We start from the raw sequence: 20,127 nt of genomic DNA on the forward strand, positions 1-20,127 counted from the left end.
CTCTTTCCGGCGGCGCGGGGTGCCCTCTACCGTGGGGACATGACGGCTGGACTTTCGGGTGGGACGCGGCCAGGCATGACGCTGGCCCTGCTGGGGGGGACGGGACGCACGGGCCGCCTGCTGATTGACCGGGCGCTCGCCCAGGGGTACGCGCTGCGGGTGTTGGCCCGCGATCCCGAGCGGCTGCACCGCCGGGACGCCGCCCTGACCCCGGTGACCGGCGACGCCCGCCATGCCGACGACGTGTTCCGGCTGCTTGAAGGAGCGGACGCAGTGCTCAGCACCCTCGGCCCGGTGCGCGGCGACGGGGCGGGCGTGATGGGACAGGCCGCGCACCACCTCGTCGCGGTGATGCCGGGCCTGGGCCTCTCGCGCCTGATCACGCTGACGGGCGCGGGGGTGCGCCAGCCCGGCGACCACCCCAAGCTCAGCGACCGCCTGATTCGCCGGGCGCTGGCGACCCTGCAACCCGACGTGCTGCGCGACTCGGAAGCGCACGTGGCGACCATCACCGCCAGCCCGCTGGACTGGACGGTCGTGCGGGTGCCCCGGCTGGGCGACGGGCCGATGCAGCCGCTGAAGGTGGGCATGGTGGGGGACATTGGCACTTTCGTCTCGCGGGCCAGCACGGCCGACTTCATGCTGCGCGAGCTGGAGGAGGGCCGCTGGGTGCGCCAGGCCCCGGCGGTGAGCCACTGATGGGGGGTCCCGAGCTTCCGCCCCTGCCCGGCCCCGGCGGCTGGCCCGGCCCGGTCTTCGTGATGGGCGCGACGGGCCGGGTGGGCGGCGAGATCGTGCGGCACCTCGCGCCCACCGGGGCCGAACTCTGGGCCGCCGTCCGGGACACCGAGCAGGCGACCCTGCCTCCCGGCGTGCGGCCGGTGCGTTTTGATGTGGCCGATCTGGAAACCTACCCGGCACTGCGCGGGGCGGCCGTTCTCTTCGCGATGTGGCCCCCTGGCACCGGGGTGGCCGACCTGGGGCGGGTCTTTGCGGCGGCGCGGGAGGCGGGCGTGCGCCGGGTGGTTTTCCTGTCGATCCTGGGAGCCGAGCGCCTGTCCATCCTGCCCCACCGCCAGATTGAACGGGAACTGGAGGCGTCGGGTCTGGACGCGGTGCTGCTGCGCTCGGGATACTTCATGCAGAACCTGACGGGCATCCATGCGCCGGAGGTGCGCCGGGGTGAGCTGTTCATCCCCTCGGGCCAGGGCCGCACCAGCGTGGTGGACGTGCGCGACGTGGCCGCCGTCGCCGGACGCGAGCTGGCCCGCCCCCTCACGGCCCCGGCAGTGCGGGCCTGGAGCCTGACCGGACCGCAGGCGCTGACCTTCACCGAGATGGGGCATCTGCTGGGCGTGGCGCTGAACCGCCCGGTGCGGCACGTCAGTCCGGGACCCGTCACCTTCGTCCGGACGGTGACCGGGTGGGGCGTCCCGCGTGGGCTGGCCCTTTTCATGCTCGCCGAGTACACCGTGGCCCGCCTGGGCCTTGCCGCTCGGCTCACGGGCGACGTGGAAACCGCGCTGGGCCGCCCGCCTATCCCCTTCGCCCGCTTCGCGGAGGATTACCGCGAGGTCTGGTTGCCGAACAACTGAAGGCCGCTCAGGCCAAGGCCCGGACCATCGGGGAGCCTTCTTCCCCGCCGCCCCCGGTGTTCAGGGGCGGCGCCCCGCCCAGCACCACGAGGGCCTCGCGGACCACGGCCGGGTCGAACTGCTGCCCGACCTGCGCGGTCAGTTCCGCGAGCGCTTTTGGCTTCGGCCACGCGGCCTTGTAGGAGCGGCGGTGGGTCAGGGCGTCGTACACGTCGGCCACCGCCACGATGCGGGCGACGAGGGGGATCTCCTCGCCCGCGAGCCCACAGGGATAGCCCCGGCCGTTCCAGTGCTCATGGTGGTGCTGGGCGATGGTTTCTGCCATCTGCAGCAGGCGGCTCTGGCCCCCCGCCAGGATGCGGGCACCGATCACGGTATGCCGCCGCATCTGGCGGTACTCCTCGGGGGTCAGTGGGCCTTCTTTGAGCAGGATGCTGTCGGGAATCCCGATCTTGCCCACGTCGTGCAGCCGTGCGGCGATCCGCAGCAGCTCGACTTCCTCCGGCGGCAGCCCCAGCCGCGCCCCGATGGCCGCCGAGAGCTGGCCCACCCGCTGGGTGTGGTCCCCGGTGGTGTCGTCGCGGTACTCGGCCGCCACCGCCAGCCGGGTCACCACCTCGATCTGCGCGAGCTCCAGGCTGTGGGTGCGTTCGCGCACCTCGGCCTCGGCGGTGGCGCGGGCTTCCTCGGCGGCCACCATCCGCAGGCGGTTGAGTTCGGCCTGATGCTGCGCCCGTTCCACCTCGAAGCGGGCGGTCATGCCCTGCACCCGCTCGTCAACCTCGGCGTTCAGCAGGGTGCGCTCGCGCCCATACAGCTGCTCTAGGGCCTGAAAGGCCAGTTCCGTCTGTCCCAGCCGGGCCTGAAGTTGGTACAGGCAGCGCAGCGCGTCGCAGCCCACCTTGGGCCGCCCGATCTCGTCGGCCAGCCGCAGCGCCCGCTCGAAGATGCCGATGGCCTCGGGCAGGGCGCCCTGCCGAACATGCACTTCGCCCAGGTGCAGCAGCACGTCGAGCTGCCCCTCGACATCCTCGGTGTCCAGGGAGATCTGCTCGGCCTCGTGCAGCGTCTTCCGCGCCTCATCCACCCGGTTCCAGGCCAGCAGGACGCGGGCGAGACCGTCCAGCGCCGACAACTCGGCATAGCGGTTCTGCACGGCCCTGGCCAGCTCCAGTGCCCTGGCATAGTGCTTGTGCGCGTCGGCCAGGCGGTCCAGCTCATAGTCCACCCCCGCCAGGTTAAGGACGGCGAGCGCTTCCAGACTCTGATTCTTGAACTGGCGGGCCGAGGAAAGCACTTCCAGAAAGTAGTCGTAGGCTTTTCCCAGGTCGCGCAGGTCCTGATACAGGTCACCCAGGTTCAGCAGCAGATTGCCCTGCACCCGCAGCATCTGCTCGTCGGGGTCGGGGGTGCCTGTCGAAAGGGTGTAAGCGGAGGTCAGGCAGTGCAGAGCTTCCGGGTACTCCCCCCGCTTGGTCAGGAGAACGCCCATATTGCCCAGGGTCTTAACCTGCCCCAGGACAGAGCCCCGGTTTTCGTAGGCCACCAACACTTTTTCGAGTTCGGTCAGGGCCTTTCTCGACTCGCCGGTCGCGTGGTAGGAAGCCGCCAGGAGATTCCTGATCTCGACCTCTCGGTCCGGGGAGGGTCCCAGGCCAAGCGCGGCCTGGGCATGGTCATGGGCGGCGGGCCACTCGCCCATGTCCGTCAGCAGATCGGCCAATAGGTAGTGCGTGTCGGCCAGCTCCCCCCAGCAGTGCAGTTGCTGGTACAAGTGGAGGGCCAACTCGTACTGCTTGCGGGCCGACGCATGGTCTTCCCGGACGCTGTCCAAACGACCAAGCCGGAGGGCAGCCTCGGCCACCCTCCGCAAATCCCCCTCCGCCTGGGCGCCTGTCAGCGCTTCCAGCGCGGTTTCATAAACCTGATCGTCGCCCACACCTGTCAGGGTAGTCGGCGCTCCTCTCAATTCTCTTACTTTTCTTGTCCCCCTCGTCCATGCACCGGGTGGTTTCCGGTCAAACCAGGGGAGGGAACGCGGCCTGTTCCCTCCCCTGGCAGACCCCTGGATTCAGGCCGGGAGGGTCCGGGTGTTACTTGAGCACATCCTTGAGGAAGGCCTCGAGGTTCATCAGGCCCTTCTTGCCCAGCTTGTCCTTGTACGGCGCGTTCATGCCGTTGTTGTACAGGTCATAGGACTTTTCGGCCATCTTCTTGGTAAGGTCCTTGAGCGGTACGTCAATGCCTTGCGAGAGCGCGAGGGCCAGGCCGCCTGCAGCCATCGGCGTGGCCATGGAGGTGCCGCTCCACGACACCAGCATGCCGTCGGGGCCAGGCGTGTAGACATTCTCGCCGAGGGCCACCATTTCGAGGTTGGAGCTGTAGTTGGAAAACGGAGACTTCAGTCCTGCGGTGTTCACGCTGCCCACGCTGAGGCTACGCTCGCCCGCGCCGCCGGAGGCCATGTCGTGCGCGGGGTAGCTGATCGCCGGGCGGTTCTCGTTGCCCGCCGAGGCGACGACCAGAACGTTGTTCTTTTCCGTCGCCCGCTTGATCGCGTCCTGCACGATGGCCGAACGTTCCTCGCTCCCCAGGCTGAGGTTAATGACCTGAGCGCCCCTGGCGACCGCCCAGTCGATGGCCTGCGCGACGTGCAGCACGTCCCCGGAGCCGTCCGGTCCCAGCACCCGCAGCGGCAGAATGGTCGCCTTGGGCGCGATCTGGAGCACGATGCCCGCCACACCCGTGCCGTGGCCGTAGCCGCCCTCGCCCAGCACGCCTTCCTCGTCGGGGTTGGTGTCGCCCGCGTAGAAGTCGCGCCATTCCCCGGCGGGCGCCAGTGATCCGGCCAGTGCCGGGTGGTCCACATCCACACCCGTATCGATGACGGCGACCTTGATGCCCTGCCCCAGCTTGGGCGCCAGGGTATGTGCCTGCTCCAGACGGATGATCTGGAAATTCAGGTTGTTTTCCGGGATCAGGTCGTACTGCCCCTTGATCCACATGGTGCGGCCTTCGGCCGTCCAGAGGCTAAAGTCACCCTTGATCCACATGGTGCGCCCCTGCATGGTCGCAATGGCACTCGCCGAGAAGGCCCCCAGGTTGCTCTCAGGGGTCTCCGCGAGATTCTGTGCCCGCAGACCCGAGCCCCTCGCCTGCGCCGCCGAGAGCCCCAGTACGGCGTACCCCTCCTGGGCATCAAACATCAGGGCGGGGGCGCCGTAGGTGGCCTCCACCTGTTCGCGGGTGGTCCCGGCCGGGACCCGGACCTGCACGACGTGGCTGGGCCGCGCTGCCGTCGTCTGGGAGCCCACGGCGGTTGGCCCCTGCTGCGAGCAACTGGCCAGGATGAGAGACGAGAGGATAAGAACTGCTGCGGTAGAGCGCTTGACCATGACAACCTCCGTGAGAATTGACCAGTAAAGCCAACTCGCTTCTCAGAATCCTAACCCACTTTACATTCACGGAGTCCGCTCCAAACTGGAAGGCCATCTTCAGCTTTCGGGGGTAGCCATGGGGGAGGAGAGAGGCTCTGAAGCAATAGCCGGGCCAGCAGTAATACCGACCGCCTACCACCCTACCCAACTCGGCTCTGTCACGCAGCTCAAATGCACTGCTCATCTTAACCGAGTCTTCATTCTCTCATGCAAACGAGGGGCGGCCCGGGTGGCCGCCCCTCTCGCCGTGGTGGTGGCCGACTATCCGCCCACGTGGACGACCGGGCGCCGGGTCATATCCGGCTCGGCCACCCGCAGCACCTCGTGGGTCAGCGGCGGAATGTCGCCCTCGCCCGCGAGGAGGAAGCGTAGGGCGTTCTGGGCGGGGCCTTTCTCGCTCCACTCGAAGTACACGTGGGGGGGCGTGCCGGTGTGGTCACGCATCCACAACAGCACGGCGGCCAGCGTGTTGGGCACGCTGCTGCCCCTGGCCCGCAGGATGCGGTGCGGCCCCACCCGGACCCCGCACACCGGGACCACCGCGCTGAATTCGCTCGCGTCGGTGACCGCCACTTCTAGAAAGAGGGCCGCGTCCCCCGGTGAGAGGTGATTGTCGAGCCGCACCTCCAGCGCCTTGAGACGGTATTCCTCCGCGTCGCCTTCGTTGAGGCGGTTGGCGATAAAGCGCAGCGGCAGTCCCCGCGCAACGACGTCCCGCACCATCTGCTGCGCTTCCCCGTCGAGAACCACGCTCTGGACCCGCAGCTCTGTGCTGCGCTGCACACGCGATGCCGCACTGACGAGCACGATGGCAAGGACGAAGAGCAGCGCGATCCACAGCCCCTCGGGGCGCTCGCGGACGGTAACCACGCTCGTATAGATAAACAGCAGGCTGATCAGGCCGAAGGCCAGGGCCGCTCCCCGGTGCCCCCGCCCCCGCTCGGTGAGGAAGACGGCGATGGCCGCCGAGGTCATCAGGGCCAGCACGCCCGTCGCGTAGGCCCCTGCCTGCGCGTCCACGTCGGCGCGGAACAGGGCCGTGACTACGGCGCTGACCCCCACGAACAGCACGACCAGCGGCCGCGTCGCCCGCGTCCAGTCGGGCGCCATGCCGTAGCGCGGCAGGTAGCGCGGCACGATATTGAGCAGCCCCGCCATCGCTGACGCCCCCGCGAACCACAGGATCAGGATCGTGGCGAGGTCATAGAGGCTCCCGAACCCGTCGCCCAGCCGCTCGTGCGCGAGGTAGGCCAGCGCCCGGCCGTTCGCCTTGCCGGGAGGGGTCTGCACCGTGACGCTGGCAGCCCCCCCCTGCGGGGTCACCGTGACCGTGAAGGGCACCCGGCCCCCCACCGTGTCCGCGTCTACCGTGTAGGTGCCGGTGCGCCCGGCGGGCAGGGTCAGCGCGTGGACCTCGCGCGGGCGGGTGGGGTGGTCGAGCGGCACGTTCGCCACTGCGCGGCCCGATCTCAGGTCCGCCGCACTCACCGTCTTGGTGACGGTCGTCGCCGCCCAGAACTCGTGGCGGGGAATCAGCAGGGTGGTCACCAGGCTGGAGCCCAGCAGCATCACGCTCATGATCAGCGCGGCGGTGGTCAGCAGTTTGCGGGTGTTGCGGATGCGGCCACGCGGCTTTTCCGGCCGGTCGCCCGCTTCCCCGCGCACCAGCGGCATCACGACCACGCCCGTCTCGAAGCCCGAGAGCCCCAGCGCCAGTGCCGGAAAGACCAGGAGCGCCGCCCCCGCCAGCGCCAGGGGCGAGAGGTAGGTCCCGCTCAGCGCCTCCCACCAGCCACTCAGCAGCTCGGGCCGGGCCAGCACCTCGGTCAGCCCATGCCCCACCACCACCAGGCTGAGCCCCAGGTACGCGGCCACGATGCCCACTGCCAGCCCGATGGCTTCCTTGAACCCCTTGAGGAAGACGGCTCCCAGCAGGGCCAGCAGCCCCAGGGTCACGACGACCCGCTGGCCCTCCAGCACGTCCCGCAGCAGCGGCGTTTCCAGCAGGTGCGCGGTGGCGTCGGCGGCCGAGAGCGTGATGGTGATAATGAAGCCGGTGGCGACGAAGCCCAGCAGTGAGAGCACCAGCAGCTTGCCCGGCCAGTAGGCCAGCAGCCGTTCGAGCATCGACAGGCTGCCGTCCCCGTGCGGACTCTCGCCCGCGACCCGGCGGTACATGGGCAGGGCACCCAGGAGGGTGACCAGCACCAGCACCAGCGTCGCCACGGGCGCGAGGGCTCCTGCGGCCAGCGCGGCAATCCCTGGCTGATAGCCCAGGGTGGAGAAGTAGTCCACCCCGGTCAGGCACATCACCTTCCACCAGGGCTGGGTGCGGTGCTCGTGCTGCACTTCCTGTTCGCCCTCATAAAAGCCTTCGGGCTCGGGCGTGTCGGTTTCCAGAAACCAGCGCCGAAAGGCGCCGGAGGGCGCGTTGGGCGAACTCATCGGCGGAGTCTAGGCCCGCCCCCGCCCCGCCGCCCACTGGCCAACTGGCCAGTGCCGGGGGGTCTACCCTTGCCGCGCGGCCACGTCGGCGCCTTCTCCCGGAGCTGTCCTGCCGGATCCCACCTCACGCCTTAAGCGCTGAGCCGCAGACCGCCGATATCATCGTCTCGCTGGCTCGCCTCGCGCTGGGGGACTCGCCCATCCCAGAGCGGCTCGTGCGGGAGTTGCCGAATCGGTGCTTTCCCGGTTCGGTGACGCAATGGACGGCCACCGTTTTGCTCCTGTTCACTCGGGTTGAACCGTTCTTGTCCCTGTTCAATCTGAATCCGTGTTACAGATGCTGCCCCACTGGTTCTCCAGACTCCGCGGAGGGTCATGTCAGCTCCCAGCCGGGGGCGTGGTGGCCATCAGCGCACCGCTGGAGCTGACCGACTGGAGATCCACCGTCTCCACGACCTTCAGGAAGGCCGTCACGACCGCCGGGTCGAAGTGCCGCCCCGATTGCGCCCGCAGCTCGGCCAGCGCTTCCCCGTGGGTCCAGGCCCGCTTGTAGGGCCGGGCCTGGGTAAGCGCGTCGTACACGTCGCAGATGGCAAAGACGCGGGCCGCCAGGGGAATCGCCTCCCCCGCGAGGCCGTCGGGATAGCCGCTGCCGTCCCATTTCTCATGGTGGCTGCGAATCACGTCAAGGGTGCCGGGAAGCAGGCCGCGCAGCCGCCCGGCGAGTTCGGCTCCGCGCTCGGCGTGCGTCTGCATCACGGCCCACTCCTCTGGGGTCAGCTTGCCGGGCTTGAGCAGCACGGCGTCGGGAATGCTGAGCTTGCCGATGTCGTGCAGGGAAGCGCCCTGCCGCAGGGCCTCGAGCCGCTGTCCCCCCAGCCCCAGCCGCTTGCCCAGCGCCACACTGAGGGCCACCACCCGCTCAGTGTGCCCGGCGGTTTCGAGGTCGCGGGCCTCGAGCGCCACCCCCAGCGCGAGCACGCCGCTGTGCAGGGCGTGGCGCACCTCCTCCACCGCCCGCTGCTGCTCGGCGGCGTGGCTCAGGCGCCACGCGACCGCCTCCAGCAAACGGCGCACCTGCGGGGTGATCACCCGCCATGAGCTAAAGTTCAGCAGGCCCACCGCCCCAGTCACCCGTCCGCCGCTGCGGACCGGCACAATCACCACGCTCTTGAGGCCGCAGCGCCGCCAGGGCGAGAGTGCCAGCGGCTCGGAGGCGTAGTCGCTGCTCCAGACGGTCGTGCCGCGCAGCAGGGCCTGTCCCGCCAGTCCCACCCCCTCGCGGTAGACCATGCCCTGAAGCACGGCCAGCGCCTGAGGCTCCAGTGCGCCGTCGATATGCCGCGCCACGAAGCGTTCCCCCTCGCACTCCAGCCGGGCGCTGACCTCGAAGCCCAGCAGCCGCCGGGCCAGCGAGAGGCCCTCCTGCACCACCTCCTGAGGGGTTTCGAGGGCTTCGAGCCGGGCAGTGAAGTCCTCGACGGTGGGACCCGGTTCGGCGCCTGCCCCCGCCGCCGCGAGGGCCTGACGCTGGCGCTCCTTATCCTCGTACATCGCCGCGTCGGCCAGGGTCAGGGCGCGGCCCAGGGGCGTTCCCTGGCCCACCGTCACCGTGCCGTGGGCGAAGGGGGGCAGGTCACCTTCCTGCCGCAGCGCCGCCTGCGCATCCGCGGCGACCTGCCGCGCCGCCTCGGGGCGGGGACCGGGCAGCAGCAGCACAAACTCGTCGCCGCCCCAGCGGGCCACCACGCCGCCCGGCCCGGCTCCCGCCTGCAGCGCCCGAGCGACCTGCCGCAGGTACTCGTCGCCCGCCGCGTGCCCGCCCGCGTCGTTGATCGCCCGCAGCCGGTTGAGGTCCAGCATGGTGACGGTGAGGTCCCCCGCCACCGACAGCTCCCCGTACCGCCGCGCCAGCCCCCGGCGACCCAGCAGCCCGGTCAGCGAGTCGCGGTGTTCGCGCCCGCGCTTTTCTATGCGCTCCCGTTCCAGCGCCTCCACCCGCAGGCGGCTGAGCTGCGAGCGCCGCGTCAGCAGCGCGGCCGTCAGCAGCGTCAGGACCAGCGCGAGCAGGCTCACGCCCGCCGCCAGGTCAGTGACCCGCCGGGCTTCGTCCTCCCGCGCGGCCCGCACCCCCGAGGCCAGGCGTCCCAGCCGCGCGGCATGCAGCCTCCCTGGGGCTTCTGCGCCCTCCTCCAGCAAACGGCCCAGGGCCGCCGCGACCGGGGCCAGCGACCACGGCCCCTCGCGGACCCGGCTGGGCGGAAAGCCCGGCAGCGTGAGGGGCACCGGGGCCGTGCGCTCGCGCTCCTCGGTCCAGAGCAGCCGGGCGTGCAGGGTCCGCAGCCGCGCCCGGCACTCCCGCAGTTCGCCCTGCACGTCCAGCGTGAGGCCGCCGGGTGCAGCCGCCTGCCACGTCAGGGCACGGTGGTGCTGAACGGCCGCCGCAGTGTCGGCCAGCAGCAGCAGGGTGGTCCGCTCGTGCTCGGCCGAGCGCAGCAGCAGCAGTGTGAAGCTCCCGGCCAGCAGCGTCAGACCCAGCAGCGCGGCGGCCCAGCGGCGCGGTACGGTGCGGGTGTGTGCCTGCGCGTGGTCGGGTGGGGCAGCACCCCGTCCCCCGGGGGTCCCGGCCTGCCACAGGTTGTCCTTGTCCGCTCTGGTCACCTCACCCCCAGGCTGCTCGCCCTCCCCTCACAGGGGTCTGACAGTCCAGCTACGGCCTACGGCACCACCCGCCGCGCCCGGCCGTCCCCGGCGCCCAGCGCCGCGTCCCCCACCGCCGCCGCCGTCCCCGCCCGCACCAGCGCGACGAGCGACCCACCAAAGCCTGCCCCGGTCATCCGGGCGCCGTACACGTCGCGGTGGGCTTGCAGCGCCGCAACGAGAGCGTCCACGACCGGGTGCGAGACCGCGTAGTCGTCCCGCAAGCTGGCGTGCGAGGCGTTCATCAGTTCCCCGAACCGCTCTGGACTCACGCCCGGCCGCACCGCCTCCAGGACCCGACCGTTCTCGGTGACGACGTGCCGGGCACGCTCGCGCAGGGGCGAGGGCAGCCCCTCTACCCAGGCCGGGTCTGTCACGTCCCGCAACTCGGGCACACCGAGGAGCCGGGCGGCCTCCTCCACCTGGGCGCGGCGCTCGTTGTAGCCGGAGTCCGCGAGTTGACGGGGCACCCCGGAGTCGATTACCAGCACCTCGGACCCCGCAGGAAGCGGCAGCGTCTCGCGGTGCAGGGTGCGGGTGTCCAGAAAGAGCATCTGCCCCGCCCGCGCGAAGGTGCTCGCCATCTGGTCCAGGATTCCCGACTTGACGCCCACGTACTCGTGCTCAACCCGTTGCGCGAGGAGGGCCAGCGCCTCGTCGTCCGCGTCCAGCACGCCGAGGTCGCGCAGCGCCCGCAGGGAGGCCACCTCCAGCGCGGCGCTGCTGGAGAGCCCGGCGGCCATCGGCACGTCGCTCGTCACGTGGACATTCAGGCCCTCCCGCGCCCCCCCCAGCGCCAGAGCTCCCGCCACGTAGCGGGCAAAACCCCCGGCGGCATTCTCCCCGACCGGGAAGGTGGCGTGCTCGTCCAGATCGGCGGCGTAGACATGGTGCTCACCCGTGCCGTTGGGGGCCAGGCGCACCGTCGCCTGCTGCGGAATGGCGGTGGGCAGAACGTACCCGCCCTGGTAGTCGGTGTGCTCGCCCAGCAGGTTGACCCGGCCCGGAGCGCGGGCGGTGACAGTGGGGCCGTGGCCGAATATCTCCTCAAACATTTTCATGGGACCTCCAGCGCCCGCAGCTCGGCGGCGGCGGCTTCCGGGAACTTGTCGTTGGCGAACTCGCCCGCCCCCTGCTCGGTTCCGGCGAGGTACTTCATGCGGCCGGGTGCCCGCAGGTAGGGGTACAGCTCGATGTGAAGGGGAAAGTACTCCGGGGAGAGGGCCGCGTGGGCCTCCCCGTCCAGCGGTGCCTGATGCACGGTCAGTAGGTAGGGCGTCCGTACGCCGAAGAGGGCGTCGAGCCGCAGCAGCGCGTCTTTCAGCGCGCGGGCGAAGGCCAGCCGCTCTCCGTCCGTCAGCTCCGACAGAAGCCCCACTGGGCGGGTGGGCAGCACCCACGTTTCGTAGGTGTAGCGGGCGAAGGGGGGCACCACGCTCAGCGCGTCCCCCTCGTCGCGGATGAGCCGTATCCCCGCTTCCCGCTCGTCGGCCACGAAGTCGGCCAGCCAGGGCCGCCCATGCTCCTCCAGGTGCGCCCGCGCTCCCTCCAGCATCCGCGCCTGCACGGGGGGAACGTGGTCGTAGGCGTAAATCTGCCCGTGCGGGTGGTGCAGGGTCACGCCGACCTCCACGCCCCGGTTCTCGAAGGCGAGGACACTGCGAATCTTTCCGGTCGCCGCCAGCCGGGTGGTGCGGTCGGCCCACACCCCGAGTAGGAGGGCCATCTGCGCCTCTGACAGGTCGGCCAGCCGCCCCGAGGGGTCCTGGCTGAACACCACGACCTCGCACTTGCCGGTGCCCGCCCGCTCGGAGGGGGAGGCGGGGTGCTCGGGCGGCGGCGCGTTCAGCGTCAGGCTGGGAAAGCGGTTGTCGAAGACGGCGAGGTCGTACGTTCCCTGCGGCAGCTCGGTGGGGTGCTCGGAATTGGTGGTCGGCGCGAGGGGGTTGTACTCGGGCGGCGGCAGAAAGGTGCGGCCCAGGCGATGCGCGGCGTACATCACCCACTCGCCGCGCAGGGGGTGCCAGCGCATCGTGGGGCGGGGAACGGGCGGGTCCCCGGCGGGGCTGGGAATCTCGCCCCGGACCTCGATGGGCTGGAGGCCATAGAGGGTCAGCGCCCGGCCGTCGGGCTTGGTGAAGTCGGCGGAATGAAAGGGGAGGGGAGCCGTCTCAGTCATGGGGCACCTCGCGGTAGCCGTGGGCGGGAATGCCCTCCGCCGCCTTCCCCGTCAGGTTGAAGGTGCCGCGCCCGAAGTGGGTCACGGCCCCGCCGAGGCTGCGGGTCAGGGTGCGGGGACGGTCGGGCGAGCTGATCTCCAGACAGCGGCGCAGCAGCCCCAGTTCGTGCCCGTCCAGCCCGCCGAGGGGGTCGCTGCTGGCCCGCAGGCCGCCGATCACGTCGAGCATCCCGGCCACCGCCCCGCGCTCCTCGTCATTCAGAAGACTGCGCTCCCGCCGCACGATGGCGACATCGGGGTCGGGCTGATACCACGCGTGCTGGTACCAGCGCGACAGCGCCGTGTGCAGCGCATTCCGCGCCGAGGGGCCGGTCGCGTCGCCCAGCCACAGCCGCCGCGATTCCTCCTCCCAGAGGGGGGCCACGTCCGGCCCGGTCCGCATGGCGTCCACCAGCCCCACCGAGGCGGCGAGCGGTGCCCCGCAGCCCAGCAGGAAGGCGTCCTCGCCCGCCCCGTCGCGCAGGGCTTGCAGGCCCATCCGGTACGCCCCCGCCCGGCTCACCGTGGGGTCATGCCGCACCCCCGGCAGCGCCCCGCCGAACAGGAAGTCCAGCTTGAGGTACGGGTAGCCCCATCCCCGCACCGTCGCCGCGAGGTCGCGCAGCCAGGCCCGCACCTCCGGGTGGGTGGTGTCCAGCGCGTGGTGCGGCGTGCCCCAGTTGTGCCCGGCGAGCAGGGGCGTGCCGTCTTCCCCCCGCAGCAGCCACTCCGGGTGCTCGGCGGCCAGCCGCGAGGTCGGCGCGGCCAGGAAGGGGGCCAGCCACAGCCCCGGCGTGAAGCCCAGTTCCGAAAGCGGCCCCGGCAGGTCGCGGGCGTGCCCGCCGAAGTCGGGGGACGGGTCCAGCCAGTCCCCGATGCCCGCCTGAAAGCCGTCGTCGAGCTGGAAGACGTCGAAGGGGAGGTCCAGCTCGCGGGCCAGCCGGGCATTGTCCAGCACAGCCCCCAGCGTCACCTCCCGGTAGTACGAGTACCAACTGCACCACACCCGCAGCGGCGGCGGGGTGCGGGCGGTCATGGCCTGCCCCAACCGTGCGGCGAGGGCCTCCACGGTGCCGATCACGTTCCCCGTCTCCTCCCAGGCGACCTCGGTAGGCGTTCCCTCCTGGGTGCAGGTGACTTTGATATTTCCCTCCCCCGCGCGGGCCTCCCAGTGGGTGAAGGTGGCCGCCGCGTCCCCCGCGCACCCGACCCAGCCGCCCCCGTCCGGGCGAATCAGCGCGATCAGGGTATGCGAGCGCCACACGCCCGCCTCGCCGCTGGGGAGGAAGGCGGGGTCGTGGCCCTGCTCGTGCCGCCAGCGCATCAGCGGGACGCTCTGGCGCTCGGTCAGGGGCCGCAGCTCGGCCTCGCTCCACGACTGGTAACCGCTGACGAGAACGCGCACCTCTCCGGGGGGGGCGGGGAGGGTCCAGTGGGTGGGGGGGGCCATGCCGCAGGATACGGTGGGGGAGGCCCTTCGCCGGACCCGGCCGGGCTGAAACTCCCGTTCATGCACCTGGGGAATGGAAGAGTGGCGGGGCCGACGGCGGGCGGCTCAGGCTTCCCCGTCCTGTTCCTCCTCCGCCCACCCCCGGCTGCGCTCGACCGCCTGCCGCCAGCGGGCGAGGCGGTGCTCGCGTTCATCGCCAGGCAATGCGGGCTCGAAGACGCGCTCCTCTTGCCACAGCCGCGTCACGTCGCCCGGTCCCTCCCAGAAGCCCACCGCCAACCCGGCGAGCAACGCCGCGCCCAGCGCCGTCGTCTCGGTGACGCGGGGGCGCACGACCGGCACGCCCAGCAGGTCGGCCTGCATCTGCATCAGGAGGGCGTTGCGGCTGCCCCCGCCGTCCACCCGCAGCTCGCGCAGCGGGGCCGCGTGGTCCTGCCTCATGGCGAGCAGCACCTCGGCGGACTGGAAGGCGGTCGCCTCCAGCGCGGCGCGGGCGAGGTGCGCCCCGGTCGTCCCGCGCGTCAGGCCCACCAGCGTGCCCCGCGCGTAGGGGTCCCAGTAGGGCGCCCCCAGCCCCACGAAGGCGGGCACGAAATACACGCCGCCCGACGTGGGCACGCTGGCGGCCAGCGCCTCGACCTCCCCCGCCTCCCGGATCAGGCCCAGCCCGTCGCGCAGCCAGCCCACCGCCGCGCCCGCCACGAACACGCTGCCCTCCAGCGCGTAGGTCCGCCTGCCCCCCAGGTCCCACGCCACGGTGGTCAGCAGGCGGTGGCCGCTGGGGACCGCCTGCTCGCCCGTGTTCAGCAGCAGGAAGCAGCCGGTTCCGTAGGTGTTTTTCGCCATGCCCGGCGTCAGGCACGCCTGCCCAAAGGTCGCCGCCTGCTGGTCGCCCGCGATGCCCGCGACCGGAATCCGGTGCCCGAACAGGTGCGCGGCGGTATGCCCGTAGACCTCCGAACTGGGCCGGACCTCCGGCAGCAGGGCGCGGGGGATGTCCAGCAGCGCGAGGAGTTCGTCGTCCCAGCCCCCGGTGTGCAGGTTGTACAGCAGCGTCCGGCTGGCGTTCGTCGCGTCGGTGACGTGCCGCTCGCCCCCCGTGAGCTGATAGACCAGCCACGAGTCCACCGTGCCGAAGGCCAGCTCGCCCCGCTCCGCCCGCTCCCGCGCTCCGGGCACGTGGTCGAGCAGCCAGCGCAGCTTCGTGCCGCTGAAATAGGGGTCGAGCAGTAGGCCTGTCCTCTCCCGGAAGGTGTCTTCCAGGCCCCGCGCCCGCAATTCGGCGCACAGGGGCGCGGTACGGCGGTCCTGCCACACGATGGCCCGGTGCAGCGGCTCCCCGGTGCGGCGGTCCCACAGCAGCGTCGTCTCGCGCTGGTTGGTGATCCCGATGGCGGCCACGTCGGCGGGCCGTGCCCCGGCGCGGGCCAGGGCTTCTTGCGCCACGCCGATCTGGGTGCTCCACAGCTCGCCGGGGTCGTGCTCGACCCAGCCGGGCCGGGGAAAGTGCGGCGGCACCTCCTTTTGCGCGAGGGCCTGCACGGTGCCCTCCCGGTCAAAGAGCAGCGCCCGGCTGCTGGTGGTGCCCTGATCGAGTGCGAGGACGTACCGGGTCATGGGGCCTCCAGGGGCAGGGGAGAGGAGGGGCGGGGGAGGAACCGGAAGCGGGGGGCTTCTCTGACAGCCCTCTTACCCCGCTTCCCCGGCAAAGGGCCTTGCCCGGACGGTGGCGAGCAATTCCCGCTTCCAGCGCCTCCTTTCCGGGAGAGCGCCGGTCCCGATCCAGAGGCCTGCTGCCGGGTCGCGGGGAGACGGGGACAGTCCGTGGACAGGTCGGGGGAGCGGCGGGGTTCCCCCACGGGGTGCCACCCCACAGTCAGGCCCACCCCGGCCGCCCCCTCTGCATGAAAGAACACCGCTCCGTTCTACTGCACCCTGGGCTTCCCACGGCGGGATCACAGCTCCCGTAACGCGTGGCGCGGCATTTCTTGGTCCTGGCTGGAGGGACCGGAATGGTGTGATGGTGGTGTGAGAGCGCTCCGCGTACAGTGCTGCGCTATATGCGCCGCTCGTGGCTCCGGCTCCCGCCCCTCGATCCGCTGAGGCTGGTGTTCTGGGCGCCGATGGTGGCCGCTGGGCTGGGGCTGATCATCCTTTACGGGCGTGGCATTCCCTCGCCCTTTTACGTGGGGGTGCTGGTGGCCGCGATCGTCTTTGACCTGCTGGGCCTCTTCGGTCCCACCTGGCTGCGGGCTCGGCTGCGCGAGCAGTTTCCGGTCGCCTACCTGCTGCTGCTGCTGAGCGCGTGGGCCGCGTCGTTCTATGTGCTGCCCGGCCATCCCGCCACCCCGATGGTGCGGCTGGCGGCGCTGATGCACACGACCACCCTGTACGTGTTCCTGTTCCTGCGGCGGCGGCCACTGGTGGCCGCGTGGCACGCGCTGGTCACGCTGGGCGCTTTCCTGGCCGTGGTGCTGCCCTACAGTCTGCAAAGCTACGGGCGCGGCGGGGCCTTCGACGGGCCGATGCTCCCGCTGACGCTGCTGCTGACCCACGGCACGCTGATCCTGACCCTGCGCTCCTTCGCCGAGGCGCGGTTCGCCCTCGCCGAGGCCCGCGTCCGCGCCCAGGCCCTGCACGAGCTGGCACACCATGACCCCCTGACCGGGCTGCCCAACCGCCGCGCCCTCGAACAGGACCTCGCCGGGCCGCCCACCGGGTCCGTCCTGGCCGTGGTCGACGTGGACGGCCTCAAGAGGGTCAACGACACGTTGGGCCACGCCGCCGGGGACGACCTGCTGCGGCGCTTCGCCCACGGCTTCGCCCGCGCGGTGGGGCCAGGGGGCCGCGCCTACCGCATCAGCGGCGACGAGTTCGCCCTGCTGATTCCTGGTCCGGAGATTCCCCACCTGGAAGACCTCGTCGGGACAGTCGCCGGGGAGGTGCGCCGGACCTACCCCCAGGCCGACGCCAGCGTGGGCGGTGCCCCCTGGCAGGCGGGTGAGTGCGCGAGCGCCTGGCTTGCCCGCGCCGACCGTGCCATGTACCGCCACAAGGAGCGGGAGCGCCGGTCGGGGCAGGCGGACGACCGGACCTGAGGGGGAAGGGCAAAAGGCACAAGGCCAAAGCGGAATGCCCTCTGCTCCCGCCGCCCTATCCTGGCCCCATGCCCGCTCCCCAGCCCAGTCCCGACACCCAACGCCTCCTCGCCCATCTGCGCGGCCTCGTGGCCTTGACCGGCCCCAGCGGCTCCGAGGAGGACGTGATTCGCGCCGCGCACCGCGCCGCCCTGCCGCTGGCCGACCGGGTAGAGGTGGACGCCTTCGGCAACGTGGTCGCCGTGCGGGAGGCCGCTGATTCCGGTGCCCGCCGCCTGATTCTCGCCGCGCACCTCGACGAGGTGGGCTTCCGGGTGCGGGCCGTCACGCTGGGGGGGTTCCTGCGGCTGGAAAAGGTGGGCGGCACCGACGACCGCATCCTGCTCGCCCAGCGGGTGCACGTTCGCACCGAAGGGGGGCCGCTGCTGGGGGTAATCGGCACGAAAAGCGCCCACCTCCTGACTGACACCGACCGTGCCCGCGTGGTTCCGCAGGCCGAGCTGTACGTGGACGTGGGTGCCCGCAATGCCGAGGAAGCCGCCGAAATGGGCATCCGCGTCGGCGACCCGGTGGGCTTCGTGGGCGAGCTGGCCGAACTCGGGCGCGGCAGTGGCCGCTTTGTGGCCCACGCCCTCGACGACCGCGCGGGGGCCGCCGTGCTGCTTGCCCTGCTGGAGCGCTACCGCGACACGCCCCCGCCCGTCACCCTGATCGTGGCCTTTACCACCCAGGAGGAGGTCGGCCTGCGCGGGGCCACCGCCGTCGCCCGCGCCCAGCAGGCCGACGTGGCCCTCGCCCTCGACATGACGGCCGCCGACGACACCCCCGAGTTCGCCGCCCCGCACCTGCGGCTGGGCGGCGGTCCCACCGTCAAGGTGATGGACTTTTCCACCCTCGCGCACCCTGCCGTGCGCCGGGGGCTGGAGGCCGCCGCCCAGGCCCGTGGCCTGAACGTGCAACCCGAGCTGCTGCGCGGCATCGGGACCGACGCGGGAGCGTTGCAGCACGCGGGTCGGGGCATTCCGGCGGGAGCTGTCTCGGTCGCCAACCGCTCTACCCACAGCCCGGTGGAGGTGCTCGACCTCGCGGACCTGCTCGGGGCGCTGGAGTTGCTGGACGGCTTCGTGCAGGGGTTGCCGGGCCTCGACCTGCGCTTTGTGGCGCTGGACGAATAAGAAGAAGGTCCCTCCGAGCAGCCGAGCCGGAGGGACCTTCCTTTGCAGGGCTTCAGGGCCGCGCCGGAGCCACCTGCGGGGTCAGGCTGGGGCCTTTCAGCACTGCCAGCCCGTTTTTCCAGGTCAGGGCGTCGATCCGCATGGACCGTTGCCCGCCGTTCTCGTAGCCCACCTGCCCCGCCGTCCAGGCGTGGTAATACAGCCATGGGTTGCCTTTCCCGTCCGTGATGATGCCCTGCCCGCCGGGTCCGGCGACCTTGCCCTTCGTCGCCAGCCACGGTTCCTCGCGGCTGAGTTTCCGGAAGGGGCCGGTCGGGCTGGACGCCACGGCGTAGCCCACCGCGTAGGTGTCGCTGTTGTAGTCGGCGGCGCTGTAGAAGAGGTAATACTTGCCCGCCCGCGCATACACCTGCGGCGCCTCGATCAGGTTGCCCTCCCACAGCGCCCCGTTGTAGAGCAGGTCGGTGGCCTTGCCGGTGAGCTTCAGCCCGTCCGCGCTGAGCTTCTGAACCCAGATGCCAGTGAACTGGTTGCAGCAGTTGCCGTCGTTCTTCCAGTACAGGTAGCGCTGCCCGTTCTTGTCCTGAAAGGGGCTGGCGTCGATGCTCCCGCCGAGGTCGAGCTGGCACACCAGCGGGGCCTTGTTCGTGTCGTTGAAGGGTCCGGTGGGCAATTTGCTCACCGCTGCGCCGATGCACTGGCGCCCACTCTCGGTGTGGCGGGCAGTGTAGTACAGGACGTATCCCGCGCTCGTGCGGGCCACTTCCGGCGCCCAGGTGTAGCCCCCGGTCGCCCAGGCTCCCAGCCGCCCCATGCCCTCGCCCACCCGCTGCCACTTCACGAGGTCGCTGCTTTTCAGCACGGGCAGGTCCACCCCGCCGCTGTTCGTGCCGTAGGCGTAGTAGGTGCCCCCCACCCGCAGGATGAAGGGGTCGGGGAAGTCGTCGGGAATGACGGGATTGGTGTAGGTCGCGGGCTTGGCGGCGGGCCGGGCCTGGGCGAGCGGCCCACTGCCCCCGGCCCCGGCGGGCGCCCCACTCGTGCCCAGCCCCAGCAACAGGGCGGCGAGCAGGGGAGAGGCGGGAGTGCGCAAATTCAGCCCCATGTCACTCCTTGAGGCCCGTGGTGGACAGGCCCTCGATCAGGTAACGCTGCGCGAGCAGGTAAGCGATCAGCACCGGAATGCTGGCGATGGCGGTCGAGGCCATCAGCTTGCCGTAATCGGTCACGTAGCGCTGCGAGAAGGTGTTCACGCCGACGGGCAGCGTGAGCTTGTCCACATCGGTGATCACGAACGTCGGCCAGATGAAGTTGTTCCACGACCCCATGAACGAGAAGACCGCCAGCGTCACCAGCGACGGAATGCTCAGCGGCAGGATCACGTGCCACAGCACCTGCAGGCTGTTCGCGCCGTCCAGCCGCGCCGCTTCTTCCAGCTCACGCGGCAGCCCCAGGAAGAACTGCCGCAGCAGAAAGACCCCGAAGGCCCCCGCCATCCCCGGCCAGATCAAGGAGTGAAAGGAATTGATCCAGTCAAAGCGGATCATCATCAGGTACTGCGGAATCAGGGTGACGATCCCCGGAATCATCATCGAGCCCAGGATGAACCAGAAAATGGCCTCGCGCCCCGGAAAGCGCATGCGGGCCAGCGGATAGGCGGTCAGCGCACACAGCGCCACATGCAGCACCGTGAACACCGTCGCCACGAAAAACGAATTCCACATCCAGCGCAGGATGTTGCCGTCGGGCGAGGTCAGCACCTCGCGGTAGTTCTCCAGGGTGGGGTTGGCGGGCACCCACTGGGTCGGCGTGGAGATCACGTCCACCTCCGGTTTCACCGAGGTCGCCAGCATCCAGTACACCGGGGCCAGGAAGATCACCGCCAGCACGCACAGCAGGGCGAAACGCGGGATGTCGCGCGGGGGCCGGAACCGGCGGGGAGGCCTGGCAGGCGCGAGGGCGACCGGGGCCGCCGCGTGTGCCCCGGCGCGGGGCGAGGGTGTCACCAT

At 71.0% G+C, this 20,127-nt stretch carries 14 protein-coding genes; 4 read left to right on the forward strand and 10 right to left on the reverse strand.

Annotated features, from left to right (window positions below):
- Window positions 1-39: 39 nt before the first annotated feature.
- Window positions 40-699: an NAD(P)-dependent oxidoreductase gene (locus tag F8S09_RS07675; RefSeq protein ID WP_227978557.1), complete on the forward strand. Its 660-nt coding sequence runs from the start codon at window positions 40-42 to the stop codon at window positions 697-699.
- On the forward strand, window positions 699-1,595 hold the full coding sequence (locus F8S09_RS07680; RefSeq protein ID WP_152870756.1) for an NmrA family NAD(P)-binding protein: 897 nt from the start codon (window positions 699-701) through the stop codon (window positions 1,593-1,595). Before F8S09_RS07675 ends, F8S09_RS07680 begins: the two co-directional genes overlap by 1 nt.
- 7 nt (window positions 1,596-1,602) lie before the next feature.
- On the opposite strand, the gene F8S09_RS07685 is transcribed toward F8S09_RS07680, so the two are convergent.
- The 8 genes from F8S09_RS07685 to glpK form a co-directional block, all read right to left on the reverse strand.
- On the reverse strand, window positions 1,603-3,534 hold the full coding sequence (locus tag F8S09_RS07685) for an HD domain-containing phosphohydrolase (RefSeq protein ID WP_152870758.1): 1,932 nt from the start codon (window positions 3,532-3,534) through the stop codon (window positions 1,603-1,605).
- 154 nt (window positions 3,535-3,688) lie between these two features.
- Window positions 3,689-4,909, reverse strand: coding sequence for a S8 family serine peptidase (locus tag F8S09_RS07690; protein WP_322618635.1), 1,221 nt, complete (start codon window positions 4,907-4,909; stop codon window positions 3,689-3,691).
- Window positions 4,910-5,293: 384 nt separating this feature from the next.
- Window positions 5,294-7,477 (reverse strand): APC family permease, encoded by a 2,184-nt coding sequence (locus F8S09_RS07695; protein WP_152870762.1) that lies wholly within the window; start codon window positions 7,475-7,477, stop codon window positions 5,294-5,296.
- A gap of 378 nt (window positions 7,478-7,855) precedes the next feature.
- The gene (locus F8S09_RS07700; RefSeq protein WP_152870764.1) at window positions 7,856-10,138 is read right to left on the reverse strand and encodes an HD domain-containing phosphohydrolase; all 2,283 of its coding nucleotides are present in this window, start codon (window positions 10,136-10,138) and stop codon (window positions 7,856-7,858) included.
- Between the two features lie 56 nt (window positions 10,139-10,194).
- A complete protein-coding gene (galK, locus tag F8S09_RS07705) occupies window positions 10,195-11,238 on the reverse strand; it encodes a galactokinase (RefSeq protein WP_152870766.1) in 1,044 nt (347 codons plus the stop codon).
- Window positions 11,235-12,356 (reverse strand): galactose-1-phosphate uridylyltransferase, encoded by a 1,122-nt coding sequence (gene galT, locus F8S09_RS07710; protein ID WP_152870768.1) that lies wholly within the window; start codon window positions 12,354-12,356, stop codon window positions 11,235-11,237. Before galT ends, galK begins: the two co-directional genes overlap by 4 nt.
- A complete protein-coding gene (locus F8S09_RS07715) occupies window positions 12,349-13,845 on the reverse strand; it encodes a glycoside hydrolase family 36 protein (protein ID WP_152870770.1) in 1,497 nt (498 codons plus the stop codon). The genes galT and F8S09_RS07715 overlap by 8 nt, the downstream gene beginning before the upstream one ends.
- Window positions 13,846-13,950: 105 nt before the next feature.
- Window positions 13,951-15,462, reverse strand: coding sequence for a glycerol kinase GlpK (glpK, locus tag F8S09_RS07720; protein ID WP_152870772.1), 1,512 nt, complete (start codon window positions 15,460-15,462; stop codon window positions 13,951-13,953).
- 443 nt (window positions 15,463-15,905) lie between these two features.
- Here glpK and F8S09_RS07725 point away from each other — a divergent pair, with 443 nt between their 5' ends.
- Entirely contained in the window at window positions 15,906-16,943 is a 1,038-nt protein-coding gene (locus F8S09_RS07725; RefSeq protein ID WP_152870774.1) for a GGDEF domain-containing protein, read from the forward strand.
- 68 nt (window positions 16,944-17,011) lie between these two features.
- Window positions 17,012-18,118, forward strand: coding sequence for a M42 family metallopeptidase (locus tag F8S09_RS07730; protein WP_152870776.1), 1,107 nt, complete (start codon window positions 17,012-17,014; stop codon window positions 18,116-18,118).
- A gap of 52 nt (window positions 18,119-18,170) precedes the next feature.
- Here F8S09_RS07730 and F8S09_RS07735 read toward each other — a convergent pair whose 3' ends face one another.
- Entirely contained in the window at window positions 18,171-19,223 is a 1,053-nt protein-coding gene (locus F8S09_RS07735) for a glycoside hydrolase family 43 protein (RefSeq protein ID WP_152870779.1), read from the reverse strand.
- A 1-nt stretch (window position 19,224) separates the two neighbouring features.
- Entirely contained in the window at window positions 19,225-20,127 is a 903-nt protein-coding gene (locus F8S09_RS07740; protein WP_152870781.1) for a carbohydrate ABC transporter permease, read from the reverse strand.

It is taken from the genome of Deinococcus terrestris (genome assembly GCF_009377345.1).
GTDB classification, from domain to species: domain Bacteria; phylum Deinococcota; class Deinococci; order Deinococcales; family Deinococcaceae; genus Deinococcus; species Deinococcus terrestris.